We start from the raw sequence: 20,846 nt of genomic DNA, 5'->3' as shown, positions 1-20,846 counted from the left end.
TGGGCAATTCAGTGGTCGGCATCGGCCACGCGCGCCTGCGCGGCGGCGAGGCTCGCGCCGCCCGGCGGCGTCTCGGAATCCGGCGCCGCGGCGTCGCGTGTGCGCGCAGCCGCACGCGAAGCGGGGTCGGTACCGGCGGAAGACTTGTCGGCGGACGACGATGCCGGATCGGTGGACTGGCCGGCCGGCTTGTCGGCTGCGCGTGCAGCGGGCACGGCTTCCGCGGGCTTCTCCACGGCCTTGTCGGCTCGCTCGGCCGGCTTGTCGACAACCTTGTCGGCCGCCGGCTTCGCCGCCCGTTCGCCCTTTTCCGCCGCCGCGTCGACATGCGCCGCGCGAATCGCGGCCATCGGCGCCGCGGCCGGCTCGGCACCGGTCGCAGCGGTTGCCGTAGGCGCCGCACCGGCCGCCCTTGCCTCGCGCGCCGCCGCGCGTTCCTTCCGCTCCGGCGAGCGCAGGTCGAGCGCTTCCTGCACGCCCTTCACGCCCGGCACGATTTCGGGTTCGACGTGTTTCGACCCGCGCGCGTTTTTCGAGCGCTTCGGCTTCGCGGCCAGCATCGGCGCGGCCGCCATCACTTCATCGAGCGCCTTCTTCGCGGCAGCCTGCTCGGCTGCGCGCCGGCTCGCACCGGAGCCCGACACCTTCACGTCGAGCTTCGGCACCGTGCATTCGACTTCGAATTGCTGATTGTGCGCCGCACCATGCGTCGCGACCACCGTGTAGGTCGGCAGCGCGATCTTGTGCCCCTGCAGGTATTCCTGCAGCAGCGTCTTCGCGTCCTTGCCGAGCGTGCGCGGATCGATGTGGTCGAGAATCGGGATATAGAGGCGCTTGATGACCCCTTGGGCGGCTTCGAAGCCGCCATCGAGGAACACGGCCCCGATGATGGCTTCGAACGCGTCCGCGAGGATCGACGGGCGGCGGAACCCGCCGCTGCGCAGCTCGCCCTCGCCGAGCCGCAGTCCGTCCGAGATATTCAGGGCCTGAGCAATTTCGTACAGCGACTGCTGTTTGACGAGGTTGGCGCGTACGCGCGACAGATCGCCTTCGTCCAGCTTGCCGAAACGCTGGAACAAAAGGGCGGCCACCGCGCAATTCAGAACGGAGTCGCCGAGAAACTCGAGCCGTTCGTTGTGCGTGGCACTGTGACTGCGATGGGTCAAAGCCTGACGCAACAATTCCGCATTGCGAAATTCGTAGCGCAGCCGGCTTTCCAACTGGGATGAGGGCATGTGCAGGAGTATAACGCGGGCGCCCGGTCGGGCCGAAACGGCACGGCCGGACGCGAAAAGGCGTGACGAGGCGGTGTTACCGCCGCTTCTTAAAGTAGTTCGGCAATACGCGACGCGGCCCGTGCGTCGCGTAGTGCGAGTGAGTCGATTGCGATCAGTTGAAGGAACCGATGCGCTTCAGGTCGCTGAAGTTCATCCAGATGAAGAACGCGCGGCCGACGATGTTCTGGTCCGGCACGAAACCCCAGTAGCGGCTGTCCGCACTGTTGTCGCGGTTGTCGCCCATCATGAAGTAGTGACCGGGCGGCACCTTGCAGATCACGCCGCGGCTGTTGTACGTGCAGTTGTCGCGAAACGGATAGTCGTATGCGCCCATCACGAACGGCGGCACGGCCGGGTTGTTGAGGATCGCGTTCTTCTTGTTGCCGATCGTTTCCTCGAACTGCTTCGCGTAGTTCTGGCGCTCGTCGTCGAAGAAATCGGGCAGCGGCGTTTCGGGCACCGGCTGGCCGTTGATCGTGAGTTGCTTGTCCTGGTACGCGACGGTATCGCCCGGCAGGCCGATCACGCGCTTGATGTAGTCGACCGACTCGTCCTTCGGATAACGGAACACGACGACGTCGCCGCGCGACAGCGGGCTGCCCTGCGTGATCTTCGTGTTCGTGACCGGCAGGCGCAGCCCGTATTCGAACTTGTTGACGAGGATGAAATCGCCGACGAGCAGCGTCGGCACCATCGAGCCCGACGGAATCTTGAACGGCTCGACGACGAACGAACGCACGACGAACACCGCCAGGATCACCGGGAAGAAGCTCGCCGTGTACTCGAGCCACCACGGCTGGCGCAACTTCTCGTCACGCAGCTTCGAACGCGTCTGCACCGCGTTTTCATCCGCGAAGCGCTTGTCGATGCGCGACTGCTGGCGATCGAACTCCTCGATCGCCGAGTCGGCCGCCTTGCGACGCTGCGGCAGGAACACCAGTTTGTCCAGCACCCACGCTACGCCCGTCAAGATGACGAGCACAAAAAGAATCAGCGCAAAATTCATAAAAGGATCAGTCCTGTTATTTGTCTTCGACGCGCAAGATCGCAAGGAACGCTTCCTGCGGGATCTCGACCGAACCCACCTGCTTCATTCGCTTCTTGCCTTCCTTCTGCTTTTCGAGCAGCTTCTTCTTCCGCGTGATGTCGCCGCCGTAGCACTTCGCGAGCACGTTCTTGCGCAGCGCCTTGATGTTTTCACGTGCGACGATGTGCGCGCCGATCGCGGCCTGGATCGCCACGTCGTACATCTGGCGCGGGATGATCTCGCGCATCTTCGCGGCCACTTCGCGGCCGCGGTATTGCGACTGCGAACGGTGCACGATGATGGACAGCGCATCGACCTTGTCGCCGTTGATCAGCATGTCGACCTTCACGACGTCCGACGAACGGTATTCCTTGAACTCGTAGTCCATCGACGCGTAGCCGCGCGACACCGACTTCAGGCGATCGAAGAAGTCGAGCACGATCTCGGCCATCGGGATCTCGTACGTGAGCTGAACCTGGCGGCCGTGATACTGCATGTTGATCTGCGAGCCGCGCTTCTGCTCGCACAGCGTGATCACCGAGCCCACGTAATCCTGCGGCATGTACAGGTTCACGGTGACGATCGGCTCGCGGACTTCGGCGATGCGGCCCGGCTCCGGCATCTTCGCCGGGTTCTCGACCATGATCGTCGAGCCGTCGCTCTGCACGACCTCGTAGACGACCGTCGGTGCGGTCGTGATGAGATCCATGTCGAACTCGCGCTCGAGCCGCTCCTGCACGATTTCCATGTGCAGCAGCCCGAGGAAGCCGCAGCGGAAGCCGAAGCCGAGCGCCTGCGACACTTCCGGCTCGTACTGCAGCGACGCGTCGTTCAGCTTCAGCTTCTCGAGCGATTCGCGCAGCGCGTCGTACTGGTTCGCCTCGACCGGATACAGCCCCGCGAACACCTGCGGCTTCACTTCCTTGAAGCCCGGCAGCGGCTCGGTGGCGGCCTTGGCCACGTGGGTGACGGTATCGCCGACCTTCGCGGCCGTCAGCTCCTTGATGCCCGCGATGATGAAGCCCACCTGCCCCGCCGACAGCGATTCGAGGTTGCGCGACTTCGGCGTGAACACCCCGATGTGCTCGACCGGATACTGCGCGCCGGTCGCCATCAGCTTGATCTTTTCCTTCGGGCGCAGCGTGCCGTTGACGATGCGCACCAGCATCACGACGCCGACGTAGTTGTCGAACCACGAGTCGATGATGAGCGCCTGCAGCGGCGCGGCCGGGTCGCCCTTCGGCGGCGGCACCTTCGCGATCAGCGACTCGAGCACGTCCTCGACGCCGAGGCCCGTCTTCGCGCTGCATCGCGTCGCGTCGGTCGCGTCGATGCCGATCACGTCCTCGATCTCCTCGATCGCGTTCTCGGGATTCGCGGCCGGCAGGTCGATCTTGTTCAGCACGGGAACGACCTCGACGCCGAGCTCGATCGCCGTATAGCAGTTCGCGACGGTTTGCGCCTCGACGCCCTGGCTCGCATCGACGACCAGCAGTGCGCCTTCGCACGCGGACAGCGAACGGCTGACTTCGTACGAGAAGTCGACGTGCCCCGGCGTGTCGATCAGGTTCAGGTTGTAGACCTTGCCGTCGCGCGCGCGATAGGACAACGCGGCAGTCTGCGCCTTGATCGTGATGCCGCGCTCGCGCTCGATATCCATCGAGTCGAGCACCTGCGCTTCCATTTCACGGTCGGCGAGGCCGCCGCATACCTGGATGATGCGATCCGCGAGCGTCGACTTGCCATGGTCGATGTGCGCGATGATCGAGAAATTGCGAATATGATCCATTCAGTGCCGATCAAGCGAAAAAGGCGCGCTCGACGACTGCAGAGCACGCCTTGTGTAAGTCGGTGAAAAAACAGCTTATTTTAGCTGAAAAGGCCTTTGCCGGGCGGTATTTCCTACGCCGGGCCGTGCGGTGGTCGTCGGGGGGCGCCCGCCGGGCCAAGCCCCGTGCGAAACGACACTCGCCCGCGGCAGGTCAGGCTCGGCGCCGGGCCGCCAGCGCGTCGCGCACCCGCGCGTCGTCGAACCGGTGGCGGCATACCTCCGCTCCGTCCAGCAACAGCACGGGCACGTCCTCGTCGTAGCGGGCGACGAGTGCCGCGTCGGTGTCGATGTCGACGTAATCGACCGCGACGCCGAATTCGGCCGCCACCGGCGCCAGTGCGTCGCGCATGTCGTCGCACAGGTGGCACCAGCCGCGGCCGTAAAGCGTGAACATCGGCGCGTTACTTCTGGCGCGGCCGCACGGGCACGAACTGCGTGTTGTCGCCACGCCGCACGAGCACCGCGACCGCCTTTTGCGGATCGAGCTGAGCGGTCACGTCGGCGAACTGCTTCGCGTTCGTGATGTCGGTGTCGCCGACGCGCAGCACGATGTCACCGCGCTGCAGGCCCGCACGGGCGGCCGGGCCGTCGACGCCGTCGATCTGCACGCCGTTCTTCAGCTTCAGCGTCTTCATCTGCTCCGCCGTCAGGTCGCTGACCGTCAGACCGAGCGAATTGGTCTGGCGCGGCTTCTGCGGCGCGTTCTTGCGCTGCTCGGCCTTTGCCGTCGTTTCGGCCGGCGTTTCCGCGATCGTGATCGGCAGATCGCGTGCCTGACCCTTGCGCCATACGCTGACCGTCGCCTTCGTGCCGGGCTTCGTGTCACCGACCATGCGCGGCAGATCCGACGCCGCGTCGACCGAACGACCATTGAACTTCAGGATGATGTCGCCCGGCTGGATACCCGCCTTGTCGGCCGGGCCACCCGGCTCGACGCTGCTGACGAGCGCGCCCTCGGCCTTCGGCAACCCGATCGAATCGGCCACGTCCTTCGTCACCTCGCCGATCGCCACCGCGATCCGGCCGCGCGTGACCTTGCCCGTCGCCTTCAGCTGGTCGGCCACGCGCATCGCCTCGTCGATCGGAATCGCGAACGAGATGCCCATGAAGCCGCCGGTACGACTGTAGATCTGCGAGTTGATGCCGATCACCTCGCCCTGCATGTTGATCAGCGGGCCGCCCGAGTTGCCGGGGTTCACGGCAACGTCGGTCTGGATGAACGGCAGGTAGTCACCGGTATTGCGGCTCTTCGAGCTGACGATGCCGGCCGTGACCGTGTTGTCGAGGCCGAATGGCGAACCGATCGCGACGACCCACTCGCCGACGCGCACCTTGTTCGAATCGCCGATCGCGACGACCGGCAGGTTCGACGCCTGGATCTTGACGACCGCGACGTCCGTGCGATCGTCGACGCCGATCAGCTTCGCCTTGAATTCGCGCTTGTCGGTCAGCGTCACGTAGATGGTGTCCGCATCGTCGACGACGTGCGCATTGGTCATCACGTAGCCGTCGGCCGACACGATGAAGCCCGAGCCGACGCCGCGATTCTGTTCGGTGTCGGGCGGATTGTCCGGCGTCGGCGCGTTCTTCGGATTGCCGCCGCCATTGCCGCTACCGTTGCCCGGCGCCTGCGGCAGCGGAATGCCGAAGAAGCGGCGGAAAAATTCCGACATGTCGCCGTTGTCGAAGCCCGGCGGAAGCACGCCGCGCGGGCCGGGTACCGGCACGTTCGCGGTGGTCCGGATGTTCACGACCGCGGGGCCGACCTTTTCGACGAGATCGGCGAAATCGGGAAGGCTGGCAGCGGGAGGCGTGACAGCGACCGCGGTTTGCGGGACGAGCGGCAGGCAGGCACACAGCGCCGCCGCCGCGAGCACTTTGCGCAGCGTGAGTTTCGTCATGTCGGAAGCCGTAGCGTTACTTGGAAGCCTTGTATTCTATGGTAGACGCGAACTGCTGCAACGTAGCCGGCGGCACTTCTCCGAGTACGGTGATCCAGTAGTCGCCGCGGCGCTTCACGAGCACGTTCGTCGCACCGGTGCTGCCCGCGCCTTCCTTGCGCGTATTCTTTTCGGCCGGCTCGATGAACACCGAGATCGTCGCGAGACCGTCGGTGAAGACGGCCTGATCGACCGGGATCGGCGGCTCGCCCGCGTCACGCGCGGCCATCGGCCGGCGTACTTCGCGAATCTTCTGGAAACCAGCCACGCTCGGGGCGAGCTGCCAGCCCTGTGCTTCCATGTCGACCGTCGCGACCGGCGGCCGCACGACCGTCCAGCCGCTCAGGTTGCGCATCCCGGCCGCGATCGCGGCCTTGTCGCCGCTTGCGCCGCCCGTCTGCAGTTGCGAGAACGCGATCTGCTCGAGCACGTGATCGTTCGCATCGAGCGTCTGCGAGCGCAGCAGCAGCCCCGTGCGCGCGTCGGCCCACAGCTTGTACGTGAAGCGGTACGCATCCTTCGGCACGAGTTCGACGACCTGCGCGTCGATCCCTGCCACGCGGTCCTTGCCGAGCGACTTCGCGTCGTAGACGGACATCACGTGCTCGCCGCTCGCGCCGAGCAGCGCGGGGAACGAGTCGCGCGTCTGACGGCGCTCGACCACGCACAGCTTGCGCTCGGGCACGAACGTGTACAGCTCGTCGTTATGTCGCAGCAGCTTGCGCGGCTTGCCGTCGAGCGTCTCGATGCGCTCGAACTCGCCGTCGCGGGACGCGACGTGCGCGATGCGCGACGACTGCACATACCCGCCGCGCTGGTAGACGAACGTGCCTTCGTAGCTCTGCTGCTGCGCCGCTTGCTGGACACGGTCGAGCCAGTCGGCGGCACCCTTGCGGGTCGCGACGGGATCGTCCGGTTGCTGGGCGCTGGCAGGAAGGGATTGAACGGACAACAGGGCGGCTGCGCAAAGCAGGAGGGCCGGCAGCCGCTTCCATCCGGAGATGGCGTGATTCAACTGCAATGTCCGCATCGGGTTTATTGGCCTGGCGTGGTGGTCACGGCAGCGCGGATCAGCGGCATCGAACCCGTGACGACGGGCTGCTGCGCGAATTGCTGGTGCGCTTCAAGGTATTGGTCGAGGCTGGCGTCGCGGATGATGTTGACGTCCTGCAGGCCCGGCTGGGCCGATGCCTGCGCCACCGTCACGCGCTGCAGGTTGCCGCCTTGCGGCGCACCGGCCGACGCGACCTGGACGGCGCCCGGGGCACCGGCCGTCTGCATTTGCGGGACGACGATCCACGTCAGCGTGGCCGCCGCGGCAGCAACCGCGAACGCGGGCACGACGCGCCGGCGCAGCGACAGCAGCTTGCGCGCGACGGGTGCGGCCGCCGGCGCGAGCAGGTGCGGCTCGCTTTCGAGCGCAGCCGACATGCGCGCGGTGAACGCCACGCTCAGCGCGGGCGACAGCGCGAGCTCGTCCGAGCGCAGCGCATCGCCGATCAGGTGGTAATGGGCCCACGCAGCGCGATCCGCGCGGTTGAGCTCAGCCAGAAACTGCCCGTTGTCCGGGCCTTCGAACATTTCGCCGTCGACCAGCGCGGAAAGGCGCTCGCCGCGCGAGCACGCTTGCGACTGCGTATTGACCGACCCCATGATGCTCCCCATCTTGCACACCCCGTCGTGACTTCACGACTCTAACCGTAACTAGACCCCGACCCGCGTCGCTCCGCCTGTCGCGCTTACCAGCGCTTGCCTTCGGGCGTATCGAGCAGCGGACGCAATTTGGCAGCGATTGCCTCGCGTGCGCGGAAGATCCGCGACCGGACCGTCCCGATCGGACAGCCCATCATTTCCGCGATCTCTTCGTAGCTCAGGCCCTCGATCTCGCGCAGCGTAATTGCCTGGCGCAGTTCTTCGGGCAGCAGAGCCATGGCAGCGTTGACCGTCTCGGCAATCTGCTTGCTCATCAACATCGACTCAGGCGTGTTGATATCCCTTAGTTGGTCTGCGTCGGAGAAAGTTTCCGCTTCCTCCGCATCGGCCTCCGTCGAGGTCGGCGCCCGGCGGCCTTGCGTCGCAAGGTAGTTCTTCGCCGTGTTGACGGCAATTCGGTACAACCACGTATAGAACGCCGACTCGCCGCGGAATTGCGGCAGCGCACGATACGCCTTGATGAACGCGTCCTGGGCCACATCCTCGACCTCGGCGGGATCCCGCACGAGGCGCGAAATCAGCCGAATGATCTTGCGGTGGTATTTGGAGACCAGGAGTTCGAACGCTGCCTTGTCGCCCTTCTGTACGCGCTCGACCAGAGCCTGATCGATTTCTTTTTCACTCACCTGACAAATCCGTTAACTAGGGATGCAACGCGGAGCGCTATTGTAGCGTTCCCGCGCCGGCCGCTGGTTACGGTAGGTAACCGTGCCGCCGTCAAACCCGCCCCGCCGCGCCCGCCGTTCTCGCCAGCACGGACAGCGCGCTGAACGATGCGGCGTCGAGCGCATCGGCCGGAATCAGCAGCGGCCGGGCCCGCCGGGCACCCTGCCCGACCGACAGCACCAGCAGCAGGCTGCTCCAGTGCGCATGCCCCGTCACTCGGCCGCGTGCCAGCAGGCGTCCGGTGCGGCCAAACGCCGCGACTTCCCCGAACGCGTCGATCTGCAACTCGGCCGGCAGCCGGCGGGCACAGGCCCGCGCAGCACACACGGCCAGCAGCGCGGCCGTCACGGCTGACACGCCTGCGCCGGCGGCCGCGCCCGCGCGCGGCGCCCAGAACAGGTAGGCCGACGCGGTAGCCGACGCGACGAACACGGCCAGCACGAAATACGACACGGCCGAGGCCCGCAACGCAAAGCGTTGCGGGCGCCCGGCCGGAGCATCGAATGGACTCGTCAAGCGATTGCGGCGTCAGACGCGCTTGAACACCAGCGTGCCGTTCGTACCGCCGAAGCCGAAGTTGTTCTTCACGGCAACGTCGATCTTCATGTCACGCGCGGTGTTCGCGCAGTAGTCGAGATCGCACTCCGGGTCCTGGTTGAAGATGTTGATGGTCGGCGGCGACACGTTGTTGTGCAGCGCCAGCACCGTGAACACCGATTCGAGGCCGCCCGCGCCGCCCAGCAGGTGGCCCGTCATCGACTTCGTCGAGTTCACGACGATCTTGTACGCATGCTCGCCGAAGGCCGCCTTCACCGCGTCGGACTCGTTCTTGTCGCCCAGCGGCGTCGACGTGCCGTGCGCGTTCAGGTACTGGACCTCGTCCGCGTTCATGCCGGCGTCGCGCAGTGCCGCGACCATGCAGCGGCGCGGGCCGTCCATGTTCGGCGCGGTCATGTGGTACGCGTCGCCCGTCATGCCGAAGCCCGAGACTTCCGCGTAGATCTTCGCGCCGCGTGCCTTCGCCGCTTCGTACTCCTCGAGCACCATCACGCCGGCACCCTCGCCCAGCACGAAGCCGTCGCGGTCCCTGTCCCACGGACGGGATGCGCTGGCCGGATCGTCGTTGCGGGTCGACAGCGCACGCGCTGCCGCGAAACCGCCGATGCCGAGCGGCGACACCGTCGATTCGGCGCCGCCCGCAACCATCACGTCGGCGTCGCCGGCCTGGATCAGGCGCGCGGCGAGGCCGATGCTGTGCAGGCCGGTCGTGCAGGCCGTCACGGCCGCGAGGTTCGGGCCCTTCAGGCCGAACATGATGCTCAGGTGACCCGAGATCATGTTGATGATCGAACCCGGCACGAAGAATGGCGAAATCCGGCGCGGGCCGCGATCGACGTAGGTCTGGTGCGTATCTTCGATCATCGGCAGGCCGCCGATGCCGGAACCGACCATCACGCCGATGCGCTCCGCATTGGCTTCGTTCACTTCCAGCCCGCTGTCCTTGATGGCCTGGACGCCGGCGGCGATGCCGTAATGGATGAACGTATCCATGCTCCGGGCTTCCTTCGCCGGGATGTACTCCTCGGCGCTGAAGCCCTTCACTTCGCCCGCGAAATGGCAGGCGAGGTTCGACGCATCGAACTTCGTGACGGTGGCGATACCGGACTTGCCGGCGACGAGATTGGCCCAGCCGTCGGCAACATTATTGCCAACAGGCGAAATCAGCCCCAGGCCTGTAACAACAACACGACGGCGGCTCACGGTAACCTCTTTTCCATTATTGGATGACAAAAACAAAAGCCACAGTGGCCACAGGAACCAGCCCTGCGAGCCCTGTGGCTGTTAGTCCGTCCGGCGCGAAGCCGGCAGGATGGCGCGTCAATCGCGAAGATCGCGGCGACGTGGCGGACAAGCGCGAAAGGCGCTTACGCCTTGACGTTCGCGCGAGCGTAGTCGATCGCTTGCTGAACGGTCGTGATCTTCTCTGCTTCTTCGTCCGGGATTTCCATGCCGAACTCGTCTTCCAGAGCCATCACCAGTTCGACCGTGTCGAGCGAGTCGGCGCCCAGGTCGTTCACGAACGAAGCTTCGTTCTTGATCTCGGCTTCCGCGACGCCCAGTTGTTCAGCGACGATCTTCTTGACACGTTGTTCGATGTTGTCCATTACCCCTCCGAGGGAAAGTTCAGATTTACAAGTGCGCGCATTTTATCAGGTTTGCTGACGCCAAAACGCGCGTTGGCTTGATGGTCGATCAAGCGCCGGTCCGCCTGAAAAACGGGATACGGCGCGGATGGTAAACGAAAATCGTTACGACATGTACATGCCGCCGTTCACGTGCAGCGTCGTACCGGTGATGTAACCGGCTTGCGGCGATGCGAGGAACGCGACGGCATGGGCGATGTCTTCCGGGCTGCCGAGGCGGCCGAGCGGAATCTGGGTCTTGAGCGCGGCCTGCTGTTCTTCCGGCAGCGTCTTCGTCATGTCGGTGTCGATGAAGCCCGGCGCCACGCAGTTCACGGTGATGCCGCGGCTACCGATTTCACGTGCAAGCGCACGCGTCATGCCCGCCACGCCGGCCTTCGCAGCCGCGTAGTTGACCTGACCCGGGTTGCCGGCCGAGCCGACCACCGACGTGATGTTGATGATGCGGCCGCCACGCGCCTTCATCATCGGGCGAAGCACCGCGCGCGACAGGCGGAACACCGACTTCAGGTTGGTGTCGATCACCGCGTCCCAGTCCTCGTCCTTCATCCGCATCGCGAGCTGGTCCTGCGTGATGCCCGCGTTGTTGACGAGCACGTTCAGCGCGCCGAATTCCTTCACGGTCGCGTCGATCAGCGCCTCGGCGGCTGCCGCGTCGTTGACGTTCAGCACCGCGCCGCGGCCCGTGACGCCCGCTTCCGCGAACGCCGCGGTAATCGCAGCGGCGCCCGATTCGCTCGTCGCCGTGCCGATCACCGTCGCACCCAGGCGCGCGAGCTCGAGCGCGATCGAACGGCCGATGCCGCGCGATGCGCCGGTGACGATCGCAACCTGTTTATCGAGAGTCTTGTCCATGAATCGAATATCCGTCTCTTGAGAAATGGCGCCGCGTCAGGCGGTCACCAGCTTGAGCGCTTCGTCGAGCGAAGCCGGATCGAATACCGACGCGCCCGTCAGGTTGCCGTCGATGCGCTTCGTCAGGCCGGCGAGCACCTTGCCCGGGCCGCATTCGATCACGTGCGTGACGCCCGTGCCGGCGATGTGCTGCACGCACTCGACCCAGCGCACCGGGCCCGCGGCCTGGCGCACCAGCGCATCCTTGATCGCAGCCGGATCGCTGACCACGGCGACGTCGATGTTGTTGACGACCGGAATCTGCGGCGCCTTGACGTCGACGTTCGCAAGATAGTCGCGCAGTTGGTCCGACGCCGGCTTGAGCAGCGACGAATGGAACGGCGCCGACACCGGCAGCGGCAGTGCGCGCTTCGCGCCCTTCGCCTTCGCGATCTCGCAGGCCTTTTCGACCGCGGCCTTGTTGCCTGCGATAACGACCTGCGCGGGGGCATTGAAGTTCACCGCTTCGACGACGCCCGCTTCCGCGGCTTCGGCGCAGACCGCGCGCACCGTGTCGTCATCGAGGCCCAGGATCGCGGCCATGCCGCCCTGGCCGACCGGCACGGCCGTCTGCATCGCCTGCGCGCGGAAGCGCACGAGCGGCACCGCGTCCTTGAACGCGAGCGCGCCGGCAGCGACGAGCGCCGTGTATTCGCCGAGGCTGTGGCCGGCGACGATCGCCGGCGCCGGGCCGCCTGCCTGCTGCCACGCGCGATAGCACGCATAGGCTGCGGTCAGCATCACGGGCTGCGTGTTGGTGGTGAGGTTCAGCTCTTCGGCCGGGCCTTCGGCGATCAGCTTGCCGAGATCCTGATTGAGTGCATCGGACGCTTCCTGGAGCGTCTCGCGCACGACGGCCAGATCGGCGAATGCGTTGAGCATGCCGACCGCCTGCGAGCCCTGCCCCGGAAATACGAATGCAAATTTCATATCGTCCCCAATTGAATCGATTCGGACGGCGCGCACGAATGGCGCGCCGATGGGATCCGCGCGCAGTTGTCGCGCGCCGCGGATCAGTAGCGGAAGACCGACGCGCCCCAGGTAAAGCCGCCGCCGACGCCTTCGATCAGCACGTGCTGGCCGCGCTGGATGCGACCGTCGCGCACCGCGGTATCGAGCGCGAGCGGGATCGACGCGGCCGACGTGTTGCCGTGCTGGTCGACCGTCACGACCATGCGCTCCTGCGGCAGGCCGAGCTTGCGGCAGGTGCTGGTCATGATGCGGATGTTGGCCTGGTGCGGAATCAGCCAGTCGATCTGCTCGGGCGCGAGATTCGCCTTCGCGAGCGCCTCGATCGCGACCTTCTCGAGCACGTTGACCGCGAGCTTGAACACGGCCTGCCCGTCCATGTACAGGAACGCGCTGCCTTCGATCACGCCGCGGTTGACGTTGCCCGGCGTGCAGAGGATGTGCGAATAGCTGCCGTCCGCGTGCAGCGCGCTGCCGAGCACGCCCGGCTCTTCCGACGCGGACAGGATCACCGCGCCCGCGCCGTCGCCGAACAGCACGCAGGTCGTACGGTCCTTGAAGTCGAGAATGCGCGAGAACGTCTCCGCGCCGACGACGAGCGCCGTGCGGTGCTGGCCGCTGCGGATGAAGCTGTCGGCCGTCGCCATCGCGTACGCGAAGCCCGAGCACACGGCCTGCACGTCGAATGCCGCGCCGCCGTTCTTGATGCCGAGCTTGTTCTGCAGCAGGCACGCGGTGCTCGGGAACACGAAATCGGGGGTCGAAGTCGCGACGATGATCAGGTCGATCGACTGCGGATCGATGCCGGCGGCTTCGATCGCTCGACGCGACGCCTCGAGCGCGAGATCGCTGGTCGTGACGTCGGGTGCAGCGAAATGGCGCGCATGGATACCCGTGCGCGCAACGATCCATTCATCGCTCGTCTCGATGCCTTCCTTCGCAAGGCGATCGGTCAACTGCTGGTTCGTGACGCGGTCAGGCGGCAGGTAGCTGCCCGTGCCGAGCACGCGGGAATAGAGAGTCGATTGGGCCATTTATGCTTTAGAGGATTGCGCGGCGGAAGGGTCGGCGTGATGGCCTGCGGCGGGGCTTGCAGGGCCCGCACCGCCCGCGTCGTGCTCGCCTTCGCCGAGCGACACTGAATTATCCGCCATCGCGCGCGCGAGGCGCTCCAGCACGCCGTTTTTGACGGCATCATACCCGCGTTTGATCGCCCACTCAAACGCGTAGGCATCGGCCGAACCGTGGCTCTTGATCACGAGGCTCTTCAGCCCCAGCAGCGCCGCGCCGTTGTACTGGCGGTGGTCGACGCGCTTCTTGAAACGCATCAGGACAGGCAGCGCGAGCAGCGCCATCAGCTTCGACATCAGCGAACGGCCGAACTCCTCGCGGATGATGTCCGACAGCATCTGCGCGAGGCCCTCGGATGTCTTCAGCGCGACGTTGCCGACGAAGCCGTCGCACACGATCACGTCGACCGTGCCCTTGTAGATGTCGTTGCCTTCGACGTTGCCGCGGAAATTGAGCGTGCTGGCACGCAGCAGTTCGCCTGCGCGCTTGATCGTCTCGTTGCCCTTGATCACCTCTTCGCCGATGTTCAGCAGGCCGATCGTCGGACGCTCCTTGCCTTCGAGCGCCGCCACGAGTGCGTGCCCCATTTCCGCGAACTGCAGCAGGTGCTGCGGTTCGCAGTCGACGTTCGCGCCGAGGTCCAACATCATCGTGTAGCCGGTCGGGTTCGGCAGTGCGAACGCGATCGCGGGCCGCTCGATGCCGGGCAGCGTCTTGAGTACGTAACGGGAAACGGCCATCAGCGCGCCGGTATTGCCGGCGGAGATGCAGGCCTGCGCCGCGCCTTCCTTGACGTGGTTGAGTGCGACGCGCATCGAAGAATCCTTCTTCTTGCGCAGCGCCACTTCGACAGGGTCGTCCATCGCCACGACTTCGGTGGCGGGAACGATGGTCAGCGCGGGATCGTCGAGGGCTTTCAGCTTTTTCAGCTGAGCGCGGATCGCGCTTTCGATGCCGACGAGCATCAGGTGCGCATCGGGATGCGCGCGGACGAACTTGACTGCCGCGGGAACGGTCACGGACGGGCCGTGGTCGCCTCCCATGCAATCGATTGTGAGCTTTACGGTCATGGAATGCGACGAATTTCAGGCACAAAAAAGCGGCAGTTGAATGCCGCCTTTTTGTTGAGCCAGGAAAGTGTCAAGCGAACCAGTTGTCACGCGAACGGCAAGCGTAGCGCGCAACGCGTGACTTGACGCTTAGTCGTTCTTCGTCTTGACGACTTTCTTGCCGCGGTAGTAGCCGTTCGGGCTGACGTGGTGACGCAGATGCACTTCACCCGTGCTCGGCTCGACTGCCAGCGGCGCTGCCGTCAGGAAATCGTGCGAACGATGCATGCCGCGCTTCGACGGCGACTTCTTGTTTTGCTGGACTGCCATGACTAACTCCTAAATAATTTTCCGGATTCTAACACAGCCCGATCCGGCGCTTAACTACCCTGGCCCAAAGCCTTTACGCCTTCCCGCGCCACAACTGCTTAGTGTTTCTTGGTGCCGTCACCGTCCTTCTTCAGCGCTTGCAGCGCTGCGAACGGATTCGGCCGTTTGCCTTCGTCCCCGGCTTCGTCGGACTCTTCGTCCGCCTCTTCCGCGGGACCGCTCGCACCCGACACGAGGCTTTCGTGAACTGCCGGGCAAACCTCGTGCTTGGGCACGAGCGGCAACGAAAGCAGCAATTCCTCTTCGATCAAGTCGACGAGATCGAACTGGCGTGAGCCCACGATCACATCGGCTTCATCGTCGTCGAGCGGAAATTCTTCAGCTTCTTCTTCGGTCGCGACGACCCGGTACGTCATATCGACGTCGAACGCCTGGTCGTACGGGGTCATGCAGCGCTGACACGTGAGCCACGCATGGCCGTGCACCGCAAGTCGCAGATACGGCTGCTGCCCGTCGGCGCCGTCGTCCTGCAATTCCTTCTGGGTGAACCCTTCCGCCTGCCATGTGAAGACCGTGTCGCGATCTGGCGCGTCCGCGGGCACTTCGTTTAACATGCGCGGCAGTTGCGAGAGGCGCACCGCACCAGATGCCTGCCGCCCGCTGCGGGCGAACTCGAACAGGTCGATTGCATGCGGATCAAGCGCCGCAGCCGGTTTGCCAGAAGAAGTGTTCATGTGCGCTCCTGCCTACAGGCTGACTTGCGAATCCGGCTTGGTACCGCTCGCGTACGGCTCATCCGCGGATGACGTACTTTACTTCCGAAGACCCGGCAGGCGCCACCACACGGAAGCCTGCCGACGAAAAGCGGGAAAGCATACCTGTTTTACCTTTTGCGGTCAATCACTTAAGCTTGCGTCCGCGCAACGCCGCACAACACCTGACGACTCACCGATCCAACCGACCATGCCGGATACCGTTTGCCGCCCGCCGCGGCTGATTCTTGCCTCCAGTTCACGCTACCGCCGCGCGCTCCTCGAGCGCCTCGGCATCCCCTTCGACGTCGTGTCGCCCAACCTCGACGAAACCCCGCACGACGGCGAAACGCCGGCCGCGACCGCCCTGCGGCTCGCCGGCGCGAAAGCGCGCGCCGTCGCCGCGACGATCGACGCGCCCGACGGCGTGCTCGTGATCGGGTCGGATCAGGTCGCGACCTTCGACGGGCTCCAGATCGGCAAGCCCGGCACCCATGAGCGCGCGCTCGCGCAACTCGTGTCGATGCAGGGCCGCGAAGTCGAATTCCACAGCGCGCTGTGCCTGTACGACAGCCGGACGGGCGAAGCGCAGGTCGAGGACATCGTCACGCACGTGCGCTTCCGCTCGCTGCCCGAGGCCGAACTCGATGCGTACCTGCGCGCCGAAACGCCGTACGACGTCGCCGGCAGCGCGAAGTCCGAAGGGCTCGGCATCGCACTGCTCGACGCGATCGAATCGAATGACCCGACCGCGCTCGTCGGCCTGCCGCTGATCGCGCTCACGCGCATGCTGCGCGCCGCCGACTATCCGTTGTTTGCGACCACTCGTGGAGACCGCGCATGACCGCCGGCACGCTTTACCTCGTCCCGAACACGCTCGGCGAAGGCGACGAATCGATGCTCGCGGCGGTCCTGCCCGCGGCCGTGCAGGCGCGCGCCGGCACGCTCGGCTATTACATCGGCGAGAACGCGAAGACGACGCGTGCATTTCTGAAGAAGATCGGCACGACGCGCCCGATCCAGGAAATCGAGATCAGCGAACTGAACGTCAACACGCCGGCCGGCGCCATCGACCGGCTGCTCGCGCCCGTACTGGCCGGCGCGGACGCCGGCCTCGTGTCCGAAGCCGGCTGCCCGGCCGTCGCCGACCCGGGTGCCTTGCTGGTGCGCCGCGCGCACGAGCGCGGCGTGAAGGTGGTGCCGCTCGTCGGGCCGAGTTCGATCCTGCTCGCCCTGATGGCGTCGGGCCTGAATGGCCAGAGCTTCGCGTTCAACGGCTACCTGCCGGTCGACGCGGCCGCGCGCGCCAAACGCCTGCGCGAACTCGAGCAACTGTCACGCAAGGCGCGCCAGACGCAGATCTTCATCGAAACGCCGTACAGGAATCAGGCGATGCTCGACACGCTCGTCGCGACCTGCGCGCCGTCGACGCAGATCTGCGTCGCGGCCGACCTGACCCTCGCGACCGAGACGATCGCGAGCCGCACCGTCGCGGACTGGAAAAAGGCGCCCGCGCCGAATCTGCACAAGCGCCCTGCGATCTTCCTGCTGCTGGCGAACTGAACGCGGCAGGCGATCCGCCAGGTGAACGGCGGGCCATCGCGGCCCGCCCGCCTCCGGTCAGCGCAGGCTGACCGACGCGCCGCCTGCCGTCAGCGCCTTCATCGCGGCGCCGCCGACGGCCGCGCCGAACTTGCGCGCGACGCGGTTCGTCAGGCTTTCCTTCACCGTATAGTCGACGAGATCCGGCGCCTTCAGCACGTCGCGCGCGACCGTGTCGGTCGTGCCGTAACCGTCCGCCAGCCCGAGCTCGACGCTCTTCTCGCCGGTCCAGAACAGCCCCGAGAACATGTCGGGCGTCTCGTGCAGCCGCTTGCCGCGGCCATCCTTCACGGCCTTGATGAACTGCGCGTGCACCTGGTCGAGCAATGCTTGCGCATGCGCGTCCATCTTCGGCGTTTCCGGCGAGAACGGGTCGTAGAAGCCCTTGTTTTCACCCGACGTATGCAGGCGCCGCTCGACACCGAGCTTGCCCATCAGCCCGGTAAAGCCGAACCCGTCCATCAGCACGCCGATCGACCCGACGATGCTCGCCTTGTCGACGAAGATCTTGTCGGCCGCGGATGCGATGTAATAGCCGCCCGATGCGCACATGTCGGTCACGACGACATACAACGGCTTGTCCGGATGCTTGGCGCGCAGCCGGCGGATCTCGTCGTAGACCATCCCGGCCTGCACCGGGCTGCCGCCCGGGCTGTTGATCCGCAGCACGACACCGGCCGTACCGTCGTCGTCGAACGCGGCGTCGAGCGCCGTGTTGATGTCGTCGGCGTTTGCGTTGACGCCGGCCGCGATCTCGCCGTCGATCGTCACGAGCGCCGTATGCCGCCCGCTCGACGAGAACTTCGAATCGCTCGAGAAATCGATCAGCGCGAACGCGAACAGCACGAATACGGCGAGGAACGCGAAGCGGAAGAAGATCTTCCAGCGCCGCGCCGCGCGCTGCTCCTTGACGGCCGCGAGCGCGATCCGCTCGAGCGCCGCACGCTCCCAGTTCGGTTCACGGCTATCGGAACGGGGGGAGGAATCAGGGGAATTCGGTTGGTCGGCCATGCAGGGTTGTCGTTAGTCGGTCGTGGCGGGAACGGCGGGACGCAGGTCAGCGTCGGGCACCCAGAATACCGCACGCCCGTCGGACGTGTCGCGCTCGTCGACCTCGACCGGCCGCAGGCGGCCGCCGCGGCACGGGCCGCCGACGCACTTGCCGGTGTTCGGCTCGTAGATCGCGCCATGCGTCGCGCACATCAGGTAGAGGCCCGACGATTCGAAGAACTGCCCTTCGGCCCAGTCGAGCTCCATCGGCACATGCGCGCAGCGATTCAGGTAACCGTATGCCTGGCCCTCGTAGCGCACGAAGAACACGACGGCCTGCTCGCCGCGCAGCGTCGCGTCGACGCGCACGCCGGCGCCGCCGTCGGCCAGCGCATCCGATGCGCACACGCGCACGGCGTCCGGCGCCGCGCTCATGCGTGCTCCCGCAGCCACGCGGCCAGCGCGCCGACGTCAGGCGCGACGAAGCGCGGCGCGAGCGCGGCCAGTGCGTCGGCCGTATGCGCGCCGTACGCGACGCCGACGCCAGCGGCCCCGGCACTCGCGGCCATCTGCAGGTCGTGGGTCGTGTCGCCGATCATCACGGTGCGCGACAGGTCCTGCCCCAATTCCCGGGACAGTTCGTGCAGCATCGCCGGATGCGGTTTCGAGAAGGTCTCGTCGGCGCAGCGCGTCGCATCGAACAGGCTCGTCAGCTTCGACTGGTCGAGCACGCGGTTCAACCCGACCCGACCCTTGCCGGTTGCAACGGCGAGCAGATAGCCCGTGTCGCGCAATTCGGCCAGCAGCTCGCGCACGCCGGCGAACAACTCGATGCGCTGGTCGTCGAGCAGATAGTGATAGCGGTAGCGCTCGGCGAGCCGCGAATAGTCGGACGGATCGAGGGTCGGAGCCGTAATCTGCAGCGCATCGCGCAAGCCGAGGCCGATCACGTAGCGTGACGCCTCGTCGGACGGCGTGGGCAAGCCGAGATCGCGGCATGCGGCCTGGATGCTGTGCGCGATGTGCGCAGTCGAATCCATCAGCGTGCCGTCCCAGTCGAAGACGATCAGGTCAAATTGCTGTCGAGCCATGCGGTTCAGGCGGTATCGCGCAGTGCGCTGAGTTGATCGAGGAAGCGCCGGCATTCGTCCGGCAGCGGCGCATCGAACTGCAGTGCCTCGCCGGTCAGCGGGTGGGCGAGCCGCAGCCGGTACGCATGCAGGAACATCCGTTTCAACGACGGCTGCGCATTCGCGCGCGCCAGCGCCTTGTTCAGTGCGAAATCGCCATACTTGGCGTCGCCGGCGATCGGCAGCCCGAGATGCGCGAGGTGCACACGAATCTGATGGGTCCGACCCGTTTTGAGTTCCGCCTCGAGAAGCGCGTACTCGGGCCACAGATCGACGAGGTTGAACACCGTATGCGACGGCAGCCCGTCGTCCTGCACCCGCACGCGGCGCTCCCCTTCCGGGGTCGAATACTTGAACAGCGGCGCCTTCACCGCGCGGCGGCGGCCCCAGTCGGGCTGCCATTCACCGTGGACGCACGCGAAGTAGCGCTTGTCCATCTTGTTCTCGCGAATCTGTTCGTGCAGGCCCACCAGCGCCGTGCGCTTCTTCGCGAGCATCAGGATCCCGGACGTCTCGCGGTCGAGCCGGTGCACGAGTTCGAGGAATTTCGCGCGCGGGCGCGCCTGGCGCATCTGCTCGATCACGCCGAACGCGACGCCGCTGCCGCCGTGGACCGCCACCCCGGCCGGCTTGTTGATGACGAGCATCGCGTCGTCCTCGAACAGCACGTCGAAGTGCGCGGGCGGCACGATGGTGGCTTCGGCACGCGCGAGGTCGGCGGCGGCCACGCGCACGGGCGGCACGCGGACGATGTCGCCGAACGCGAGCCGGTACTGCGCATCGACCCGACCCTTGTTCACGCGCACTTCGCCGCTGCGCAGGATCCGGTAAATATGGCTTTTCGGCACGCCTTTACAGACGCGCAACAGGAAGTTGTCGATACGCTGACCGGCCGAGTTTTCATCGATCTCGATCATCGATACCTGGCCGCTTGCGACCGAATTCTGGGATATTTTGCCTAACTCGTTCATACTGAATATAATTTTGCCCAGCCTGACGTTGCGGGCGGCCTCACCGGCCGGCCCGGACCAACCGGGCAAGGCGCAAGCGCAAACCGTTATTTTACTTGCGCCGGGGGTCTGCTGCTCGCCCCTAATCAAAGAGATGCAGCAAGTTGCACGCACGGCGCCGCCCGTCGGCAAGGATCGCGCCCACAGGCGGATTCGGTCGGCAAGGCGCCGCGGTAACGGAAAGTTGGTTGAAAAGAATTTGATCGGCAGCCCGACGGCGCGAAGTGCGTCCGCGCAGGCTGCCGGTTGCGAAAATTACGGCGTTGCGCCCGATTTGGCTCCGCGAAGCGTGCGGGGCCTGGCGACGTCAAACCAGGGAAGTACACCCCAGGCGGGAAAGTCGGGCTGGATTCGATACTCCCCGCTGCGGCCCGAGCCGCAGCATCTGCCG

The 20,846-nt window shown here is 65.8% G+C and carries 23 protein-coding genes; 2 read left to right on the top strand and 21 right to left on the bottom strand.

Annotated features, from left to right (window positions below; all coding sequences use genetic code 11):
* Positions 1 to 8: 8 nt before the first annotated feature.
* The 17 genes from rnc to CFB39_RS05695 form a co-directional block, all read right to left on the bottom strand.
* Entirely contained in the window at positions 9 to 1,235 is a 1,227-nt protein-coding gene (rnc, locus tag CFB39_RS05775; RefSeq protein ID WP_089472416.1) for a ribonuclease III, read from the bottom strand.
* Between the two features lie 154 nt (positions 1,236 to 1,389).
* A complete protein-coding gene (lepB, locus tag CFB39_RS05770) occupies positions 1,390 to 2,283 on the bottom strand; it encodes a signal peptidase I (RefSeq protein WP_027788005.1) in 894 nt (297 codons plus the stop codon).
* 16 nt (positions 2,284 to 2,299) lie between these two features.
* Positions 2,300 to 4,093 (bottom strand): translation elongation factor 4, encoded by a 1,794-nt coding sequence (gene lepA / locus CFB39_RS05765; protein ID WP_089472415.1) that lies wholly within the window; start codon positions 4,091 to 4,093, stop codon positions 2,300 to 2,302.
* 193 nt (positions 4,094 to 4,286) lie between these two features.
* The gene (locus CFB39_RS05760; RefSeq protein WP_089424853.1) at positions 4,287 to 4,529 is read right to left on the bottom strand and encodes a glutaredoxin family protein; all 243 of its coding nucleotides are present in this window, start codon (positions 4,527 to 4,529) and stop codon (positions 4,287 to 4,289) included.
* A 7-nt stretch (positions 4,530 to 4,536) separates the two neighbouring features.
* Complete coding sequence (locus CFB39_RS05755; RefSeq protein ID WP_089424852.1) at positions 4,537 to 6,036, bottom strand: DegQ family serine endoprotease; 1,500 nt, start codon at positions 6,034 to 6,036, stop codon at positions 4,537 to 4,539.
* 16 nt (positions 6,037 to 6,052) lie between these two features.
* Entirely contained in the window at positions 6,053 to 7,105 is a 1,053-nt protein-coding gene (locus CFB39_RS05750) for a MucB/RseB C-terminal domain-containing protein (RefSeq protein ID WP_089472414.1), read from the bottom strand.
* Positions 7,106 to 7,110: 5 nt separating this feature from the next.
* Positions 7,111 to 7,728, bottom strand: a complete 618-nt coding sequence (locus CFB39_RS05745; RefSeq protein ID WP_089424851.1) for a sigma-E factor negative regulatory protein — start codon at positions 7,726 to 7,728, stop codon at positions 7,111 to 7,113.
* Between the two features lie 86 nt (positions 7,729 to 7,814).
* Positions 7,815 to 8,414 carry an RNA polymerase sigma factor RpoE gene (rpoE, locus tag CFB39_RS05740; RefSeq protein ID WP_006490873.1) on the bottom strand — a complete coding sequence of 200 codons (600 nt, stop codon included), beginning with the start codon at positions 8,412 to 8,414 and terminating at the stop codon, positions 7,815 to 7,817.
* Positions 8,415 to 8,505: 91 nt separating this feature from the next.
* A complete protein-coding gene (locus CFB39_RS05735; protein ID WP_089472413.1) occupies positions 8,506 to 8,970 on the bottom strand; it encodes a hypothetical protein in 465 nt (154 codons plus the stop codon).
* 12 nt (positions 8,971 to 8,982) lie between these two features.
* The gene (fabF, locus tag CFB39_RS05730) at positions 8,983 to 10,215 is read right to left on the bottom strand and encodes a beta-ketoacyl-ACP synthase II (protein WP_089424849.1); all 1,233 of its coding nucleotides are present in this window, start codon (positions 10,213 to 10,215) and stop codon (positions 8,983 to 8,985) included.
* A gap of 164 nt (positions 10,216 to 10,379) precedes the next feature.
* Positions 10,380 to 10,619: an acyl carrier protein gene (gene acpP / locus CFB39_RS05725; protein ID WP_004197638.1), complete on the bottom strand. Its 240-nt coding sequence runs from the start codon at positions 10,617 to 10,619 to the stop codon at positions 10,380 to 10,382.
* Between the two features lie 144 nt (positions 10,620 to 10,763).
* Positions 10,764 to 11,513, bottom strand: coding sequence for a 3-oxoacyl-ACP reductase FabG (gene fabG / locus CFB39_RS05720; RefSeq protein ID WP_006476504.1), 750 nt, complete (start codon positions 11,511 to 11,513; stop codon positions 10,764 to 10,766).
* A gap of 36 nt (positions 11,514 to 11,549) precedes the next feature.
* Complete coding sequence (fabD, locus tag CFB39_RS05715; RefSeq protein WP_089472412.1) at positions 11,550 to 12,482, bottom strand: ACP S-malonyltransferase; 933 nt, start codon at positions 12,480 to 12,482, stop codon at positions 11,550 to 11,552.
* Positions 12,483 to 12,565: 83 nt separating this feature from the next.
* Complete coding sequence (locus CFB39_RS05710; protein ID WP_027788011.1) at positions 12,566 to 13,555, bottom strand: beta-ketoacyl-ACP synthase III; 990 nt, start codon at positions 13,553 to 13,555, stop codon at positions 12,566 to 12,568.
* Positions 13,556 to 14,662 carry a phosphate acyltransferase PlsX gene (gene plsX / locus CFB39_RS05705; protein ID WP_089472411.1) on the bottom strand — a complete coding sequence of 369 codons (1,107 nt, stop codon included), beginning with the start codon at positions 14,660 to 14,662 and terminating at the stop codon, positions 13,556 to 13,558.
* Positions 14,663 to 14,791: 129 nt separating this feature from the next.
* Positions 14,792 to 14,971 carry a 50S ribosomal protein L32 gene (gene rpmF / locus CFB39_RS05700; protein ID WP_006051932.1) on the bottom strand — a complete coding sequence of 60 codons (180 nt, stop codon included), beginning with the start codon at positions 14,969 to 14,971 and terminating at the stop codon, positions 14,792 to 14,794.
* A gap of 98 nt (positions 14,972 to 15,069) precedes the next feature.
* Positions 15,070 to 15,705 (bottom strand): DUF177 domain-containing protein, encoded by a 636-nt coding sequence (locus tag CFB39_RS05695; protein ID WP_089472410.1) that lies wholly within the window; start codon positions 15,703 to 15,705, stop codon positions 15,070 to 15,072.
* 229 nt (positions 15,706 to 15,934) lie between these two features.
* Between CFB39_RS05695 and CFB39_RS05690 the strand changes: the two genes are divergently transcribed.
* Together CFB39_RS05690 and CFB39_RS05685 are read left to right on the top strand one after the other, a co-directional pair.
* Positions 15,935 to 16,567, top strand: a complete 633-nt coding sequence (locus tag CFB39_RS05690) for a Maf-like protein (protein WP_089472409.1) — start codon at positions 15,935 to 15,937, stop codon at positions 16,565 to 16,567.
* Positions 16,564 to 17,286 (top strand): SAM-dependent methyltransferase, encoded by a 723-nt coding sequence (locus CFB39_RS05685; protein ID WP_089424844.1) that lies wholly within the window; start codon positions 16,564 to 16,566, stop codon positions 17,284 to 17,286. The genes CFB39_RS05690 and CFB39_RS05685 overlap by 4 nt, the downstream gene beginning before the upstream one ends.
* Before the next feature lie 57 nt (positions 17,287 to 17,343).
* Here the strand turns inward: CFB39_RS05685 and CFB39_RS05680 are convergent, their stop codons facing one another.
* Genes CFB39_RS05680 through CFB39_RS05665 form a run of 4 tightly spaced genes read right to left on the bottom strand, consistent with a single transcriptional unit; the run spans position 17,344 to position 20,416 of the window.
* Entirely contained in the window at positions 17,344 to 18,336 is a 993-nt protein-coding gene (locus CFB39_RS05680) for a S49 family peptidase (protein WP_089472408.1), read from the bottom strand.
* Positions 18,337 to 18,348: 12 nt separating this feature from the next.
* Positions 18,349 to 18,750 (bottom strand): Rieske 2Fe-2S domain-containing protein, encoded by a 402-nt coding sequence (locus CFB39_RS05675; RefSeq protein ID WP_043181955.1) that lies wholly within the window; start codon positions 18,748 to 18,750, stop codon positions 18,349 to 18,351.
* The gene (locus CFB39_RS05670) at positions 18,747 to 19,406 is read right to left on the bottom strand and encodes an HAD-IA family hydrolase (protein WP_043181953.1); all 660 of its coding nucleotides are present in this window, start codon (positions 19,404 to 19,406) and stop codon (positions 18,747 to 18,749) included. Before CFB39_RS05670 ends, CFB39_RS05675 begins: the two co-directional genes overlap by 4 nt.
* Before the next feature lie 5 nt (positions 19,407 to 19,411).
* Entirely contained in the window at positions 19,412 to 20,416 is a 1,005-nt protein-coding gene (locus CFB39_RS05665) for an RluA family pseudouridine synthase (protein ID WP_089472407.1), read from the bottom strand.
* Positions 20,417 to 20,846 lie beyond the last annotated feature (430 nt).

It is taken from the genome of Burkholderia sp. AU6039, from assembly GCF_002223365.1.
GTDB lineage: Bacteria > Pseudomonadota > Gammaproteobacteria > Burkholderiales > Burkholderiaceae > Burkholderia.
This window is presented reverse-complemented; position numbering and strand designations above follow the sequence as displayed.

Excerpts from the sequence above, each read along its gene's own strand:
- rnc (WP_089472416.1), bottom strand. The coding sequence starts at position 1,235 with ATGCCCTCATCCCAGTTGGAAAGCCGGCTGCGCTACGAATTTCGCAAT.
- lepB (WP_027788005.1), bottom strand. The coding sequence starts at position 2,283 with ATGAATTTTGCGCTGATTCTTTTTGTGCTCGTCATCTTGACGGGCGTA.
- lepA (WP_089472415.1), bottom strand. The coding sequence starts at position 4,093 with ATGGATCATATTCGCAATTTCTCGATCATCGCGCACATCGACCATGGC.
- CFB39_RS05760 (WP_089424853.1), bottom strand. The coding sequence starts at position 4,529 with ATGTTCACGCTTTACGGCCGCGGCTGGTGCCACCTGTGCGACGACATG.
- CFB39_RS05755 (WP_089424852.1), bottom strand. The coding sequence starts at position 6,036 with ATGACGAAACTCACGCTGCGCAAAGTGCTCGCGGCGGCGGCGCTGTGT.
- CFB39_RS05750 (WP_089472414.1), bottom strand. The coding sequence starts at position 7,105 with ATGCGGACATTGCAGTTGAATCACGCCATCTCCGGATGGAAGCGGCTG.
- CFB39_RS05745 (WP_089424851.1), bottom strand. The coding sequence starts at position 7,728 with ATGGGGTCGGTCAATACGCAGTCGCAAGCGTGCTCGCGCGGCGAGCGC.
- acpP (WP_004197638.1), bottom strand. The coding sequence starts at position 10,619 with ATGGACAACATCGAACAACGTGTCAAGAAGATCGTCGCTGAACAACTG.
- fabG (WP_006476504.1), bottom strand. The coding sequence starts at position 11,513 with ATGGACAAGACTCTCGATAAACAGGTTGCGATCGTCACCGGCGCATCG.
- fabD (WP_089472412.1), bottom strand. The coding sequence starts at position 12,482 with ATGAAATTTGCATTCGTATTTCCGGGGCAGGGCTCGCAGGCGGTCGGC.
- CFB39_RS05710 (WP_027788011.1), bottom strand. The coding sequence starts at position 13,555 with ATGGCCCAATCGACTCTCTATTCCCGCGTGCTCGGCACGGGCAGCTAC.
- plsX (WP_089472411.1), bottom strand. The coding sequence starts at position 14,662 with ATGACCGTAAAGCTCACAATCGATTGCATGGGAGGCGACCACGGCCCG.
- rpmF (WP_006051932.1), bottom strand. The coding sequence starts at position 14,971 with ATGGCAGTCCAGCAAAACAAGAAGTCGCCGTCGAAGCGCGGCATGCAT.
- CFB39_RS05695 (WP_089472410.1), bottom strand. The coding sequence starts at position 15,705 with ATGAACACTTCTTCTGGCAAACCGGCTGCGGCGCTTGATCCGCATGCA.
- CFB39_RS05690 (WP_089472409.1), top strand. The coding sequence starts at position 15,935 with ATGCCGGATACCGTTTGCCGCCCGCCGCGGCTGATTCTTGCCTCCAGT.
- CFB39_RS05685 (WP_089424844.1), top strand. The coding sequence starts at position 16,564 with ATGACCGCCGGCACGCTTTACCTCGTCCCGAACACGCTCGGCGAAGGC.
- CFB39_RS05680 (WP_089472408.1), bottom strand. The coding sequence starts at position 18,336 with ATGGCCGACCAACCGAATTCCCCTGATTCCTCCCCCCGTTCCGATAGC.
- CFB39_RS05675 (WP_043181955.1), bottom strand. The coding sequence starts at position 18,750 with ATGAGCGCGGCGCCGGACGCCGTGCGCGTGTGCGCATCGGATGCGCTG.
- CFB39_RS05670 (WP_043181953.1), bottom strand. The coding sequence starts at position 19,406 with ATGGCTCGACAGCAATTTGACCTGATCGTCTTCGACTGGGACGGCACG.
- CFB39_RS05665 (WP_089472407.1), bottom strand. The coding sequence starts at position 20,416 with ATGAACGAGTTAGGCAAAATATCCCAGAATTCGGTCGCAAGCGGCCAG.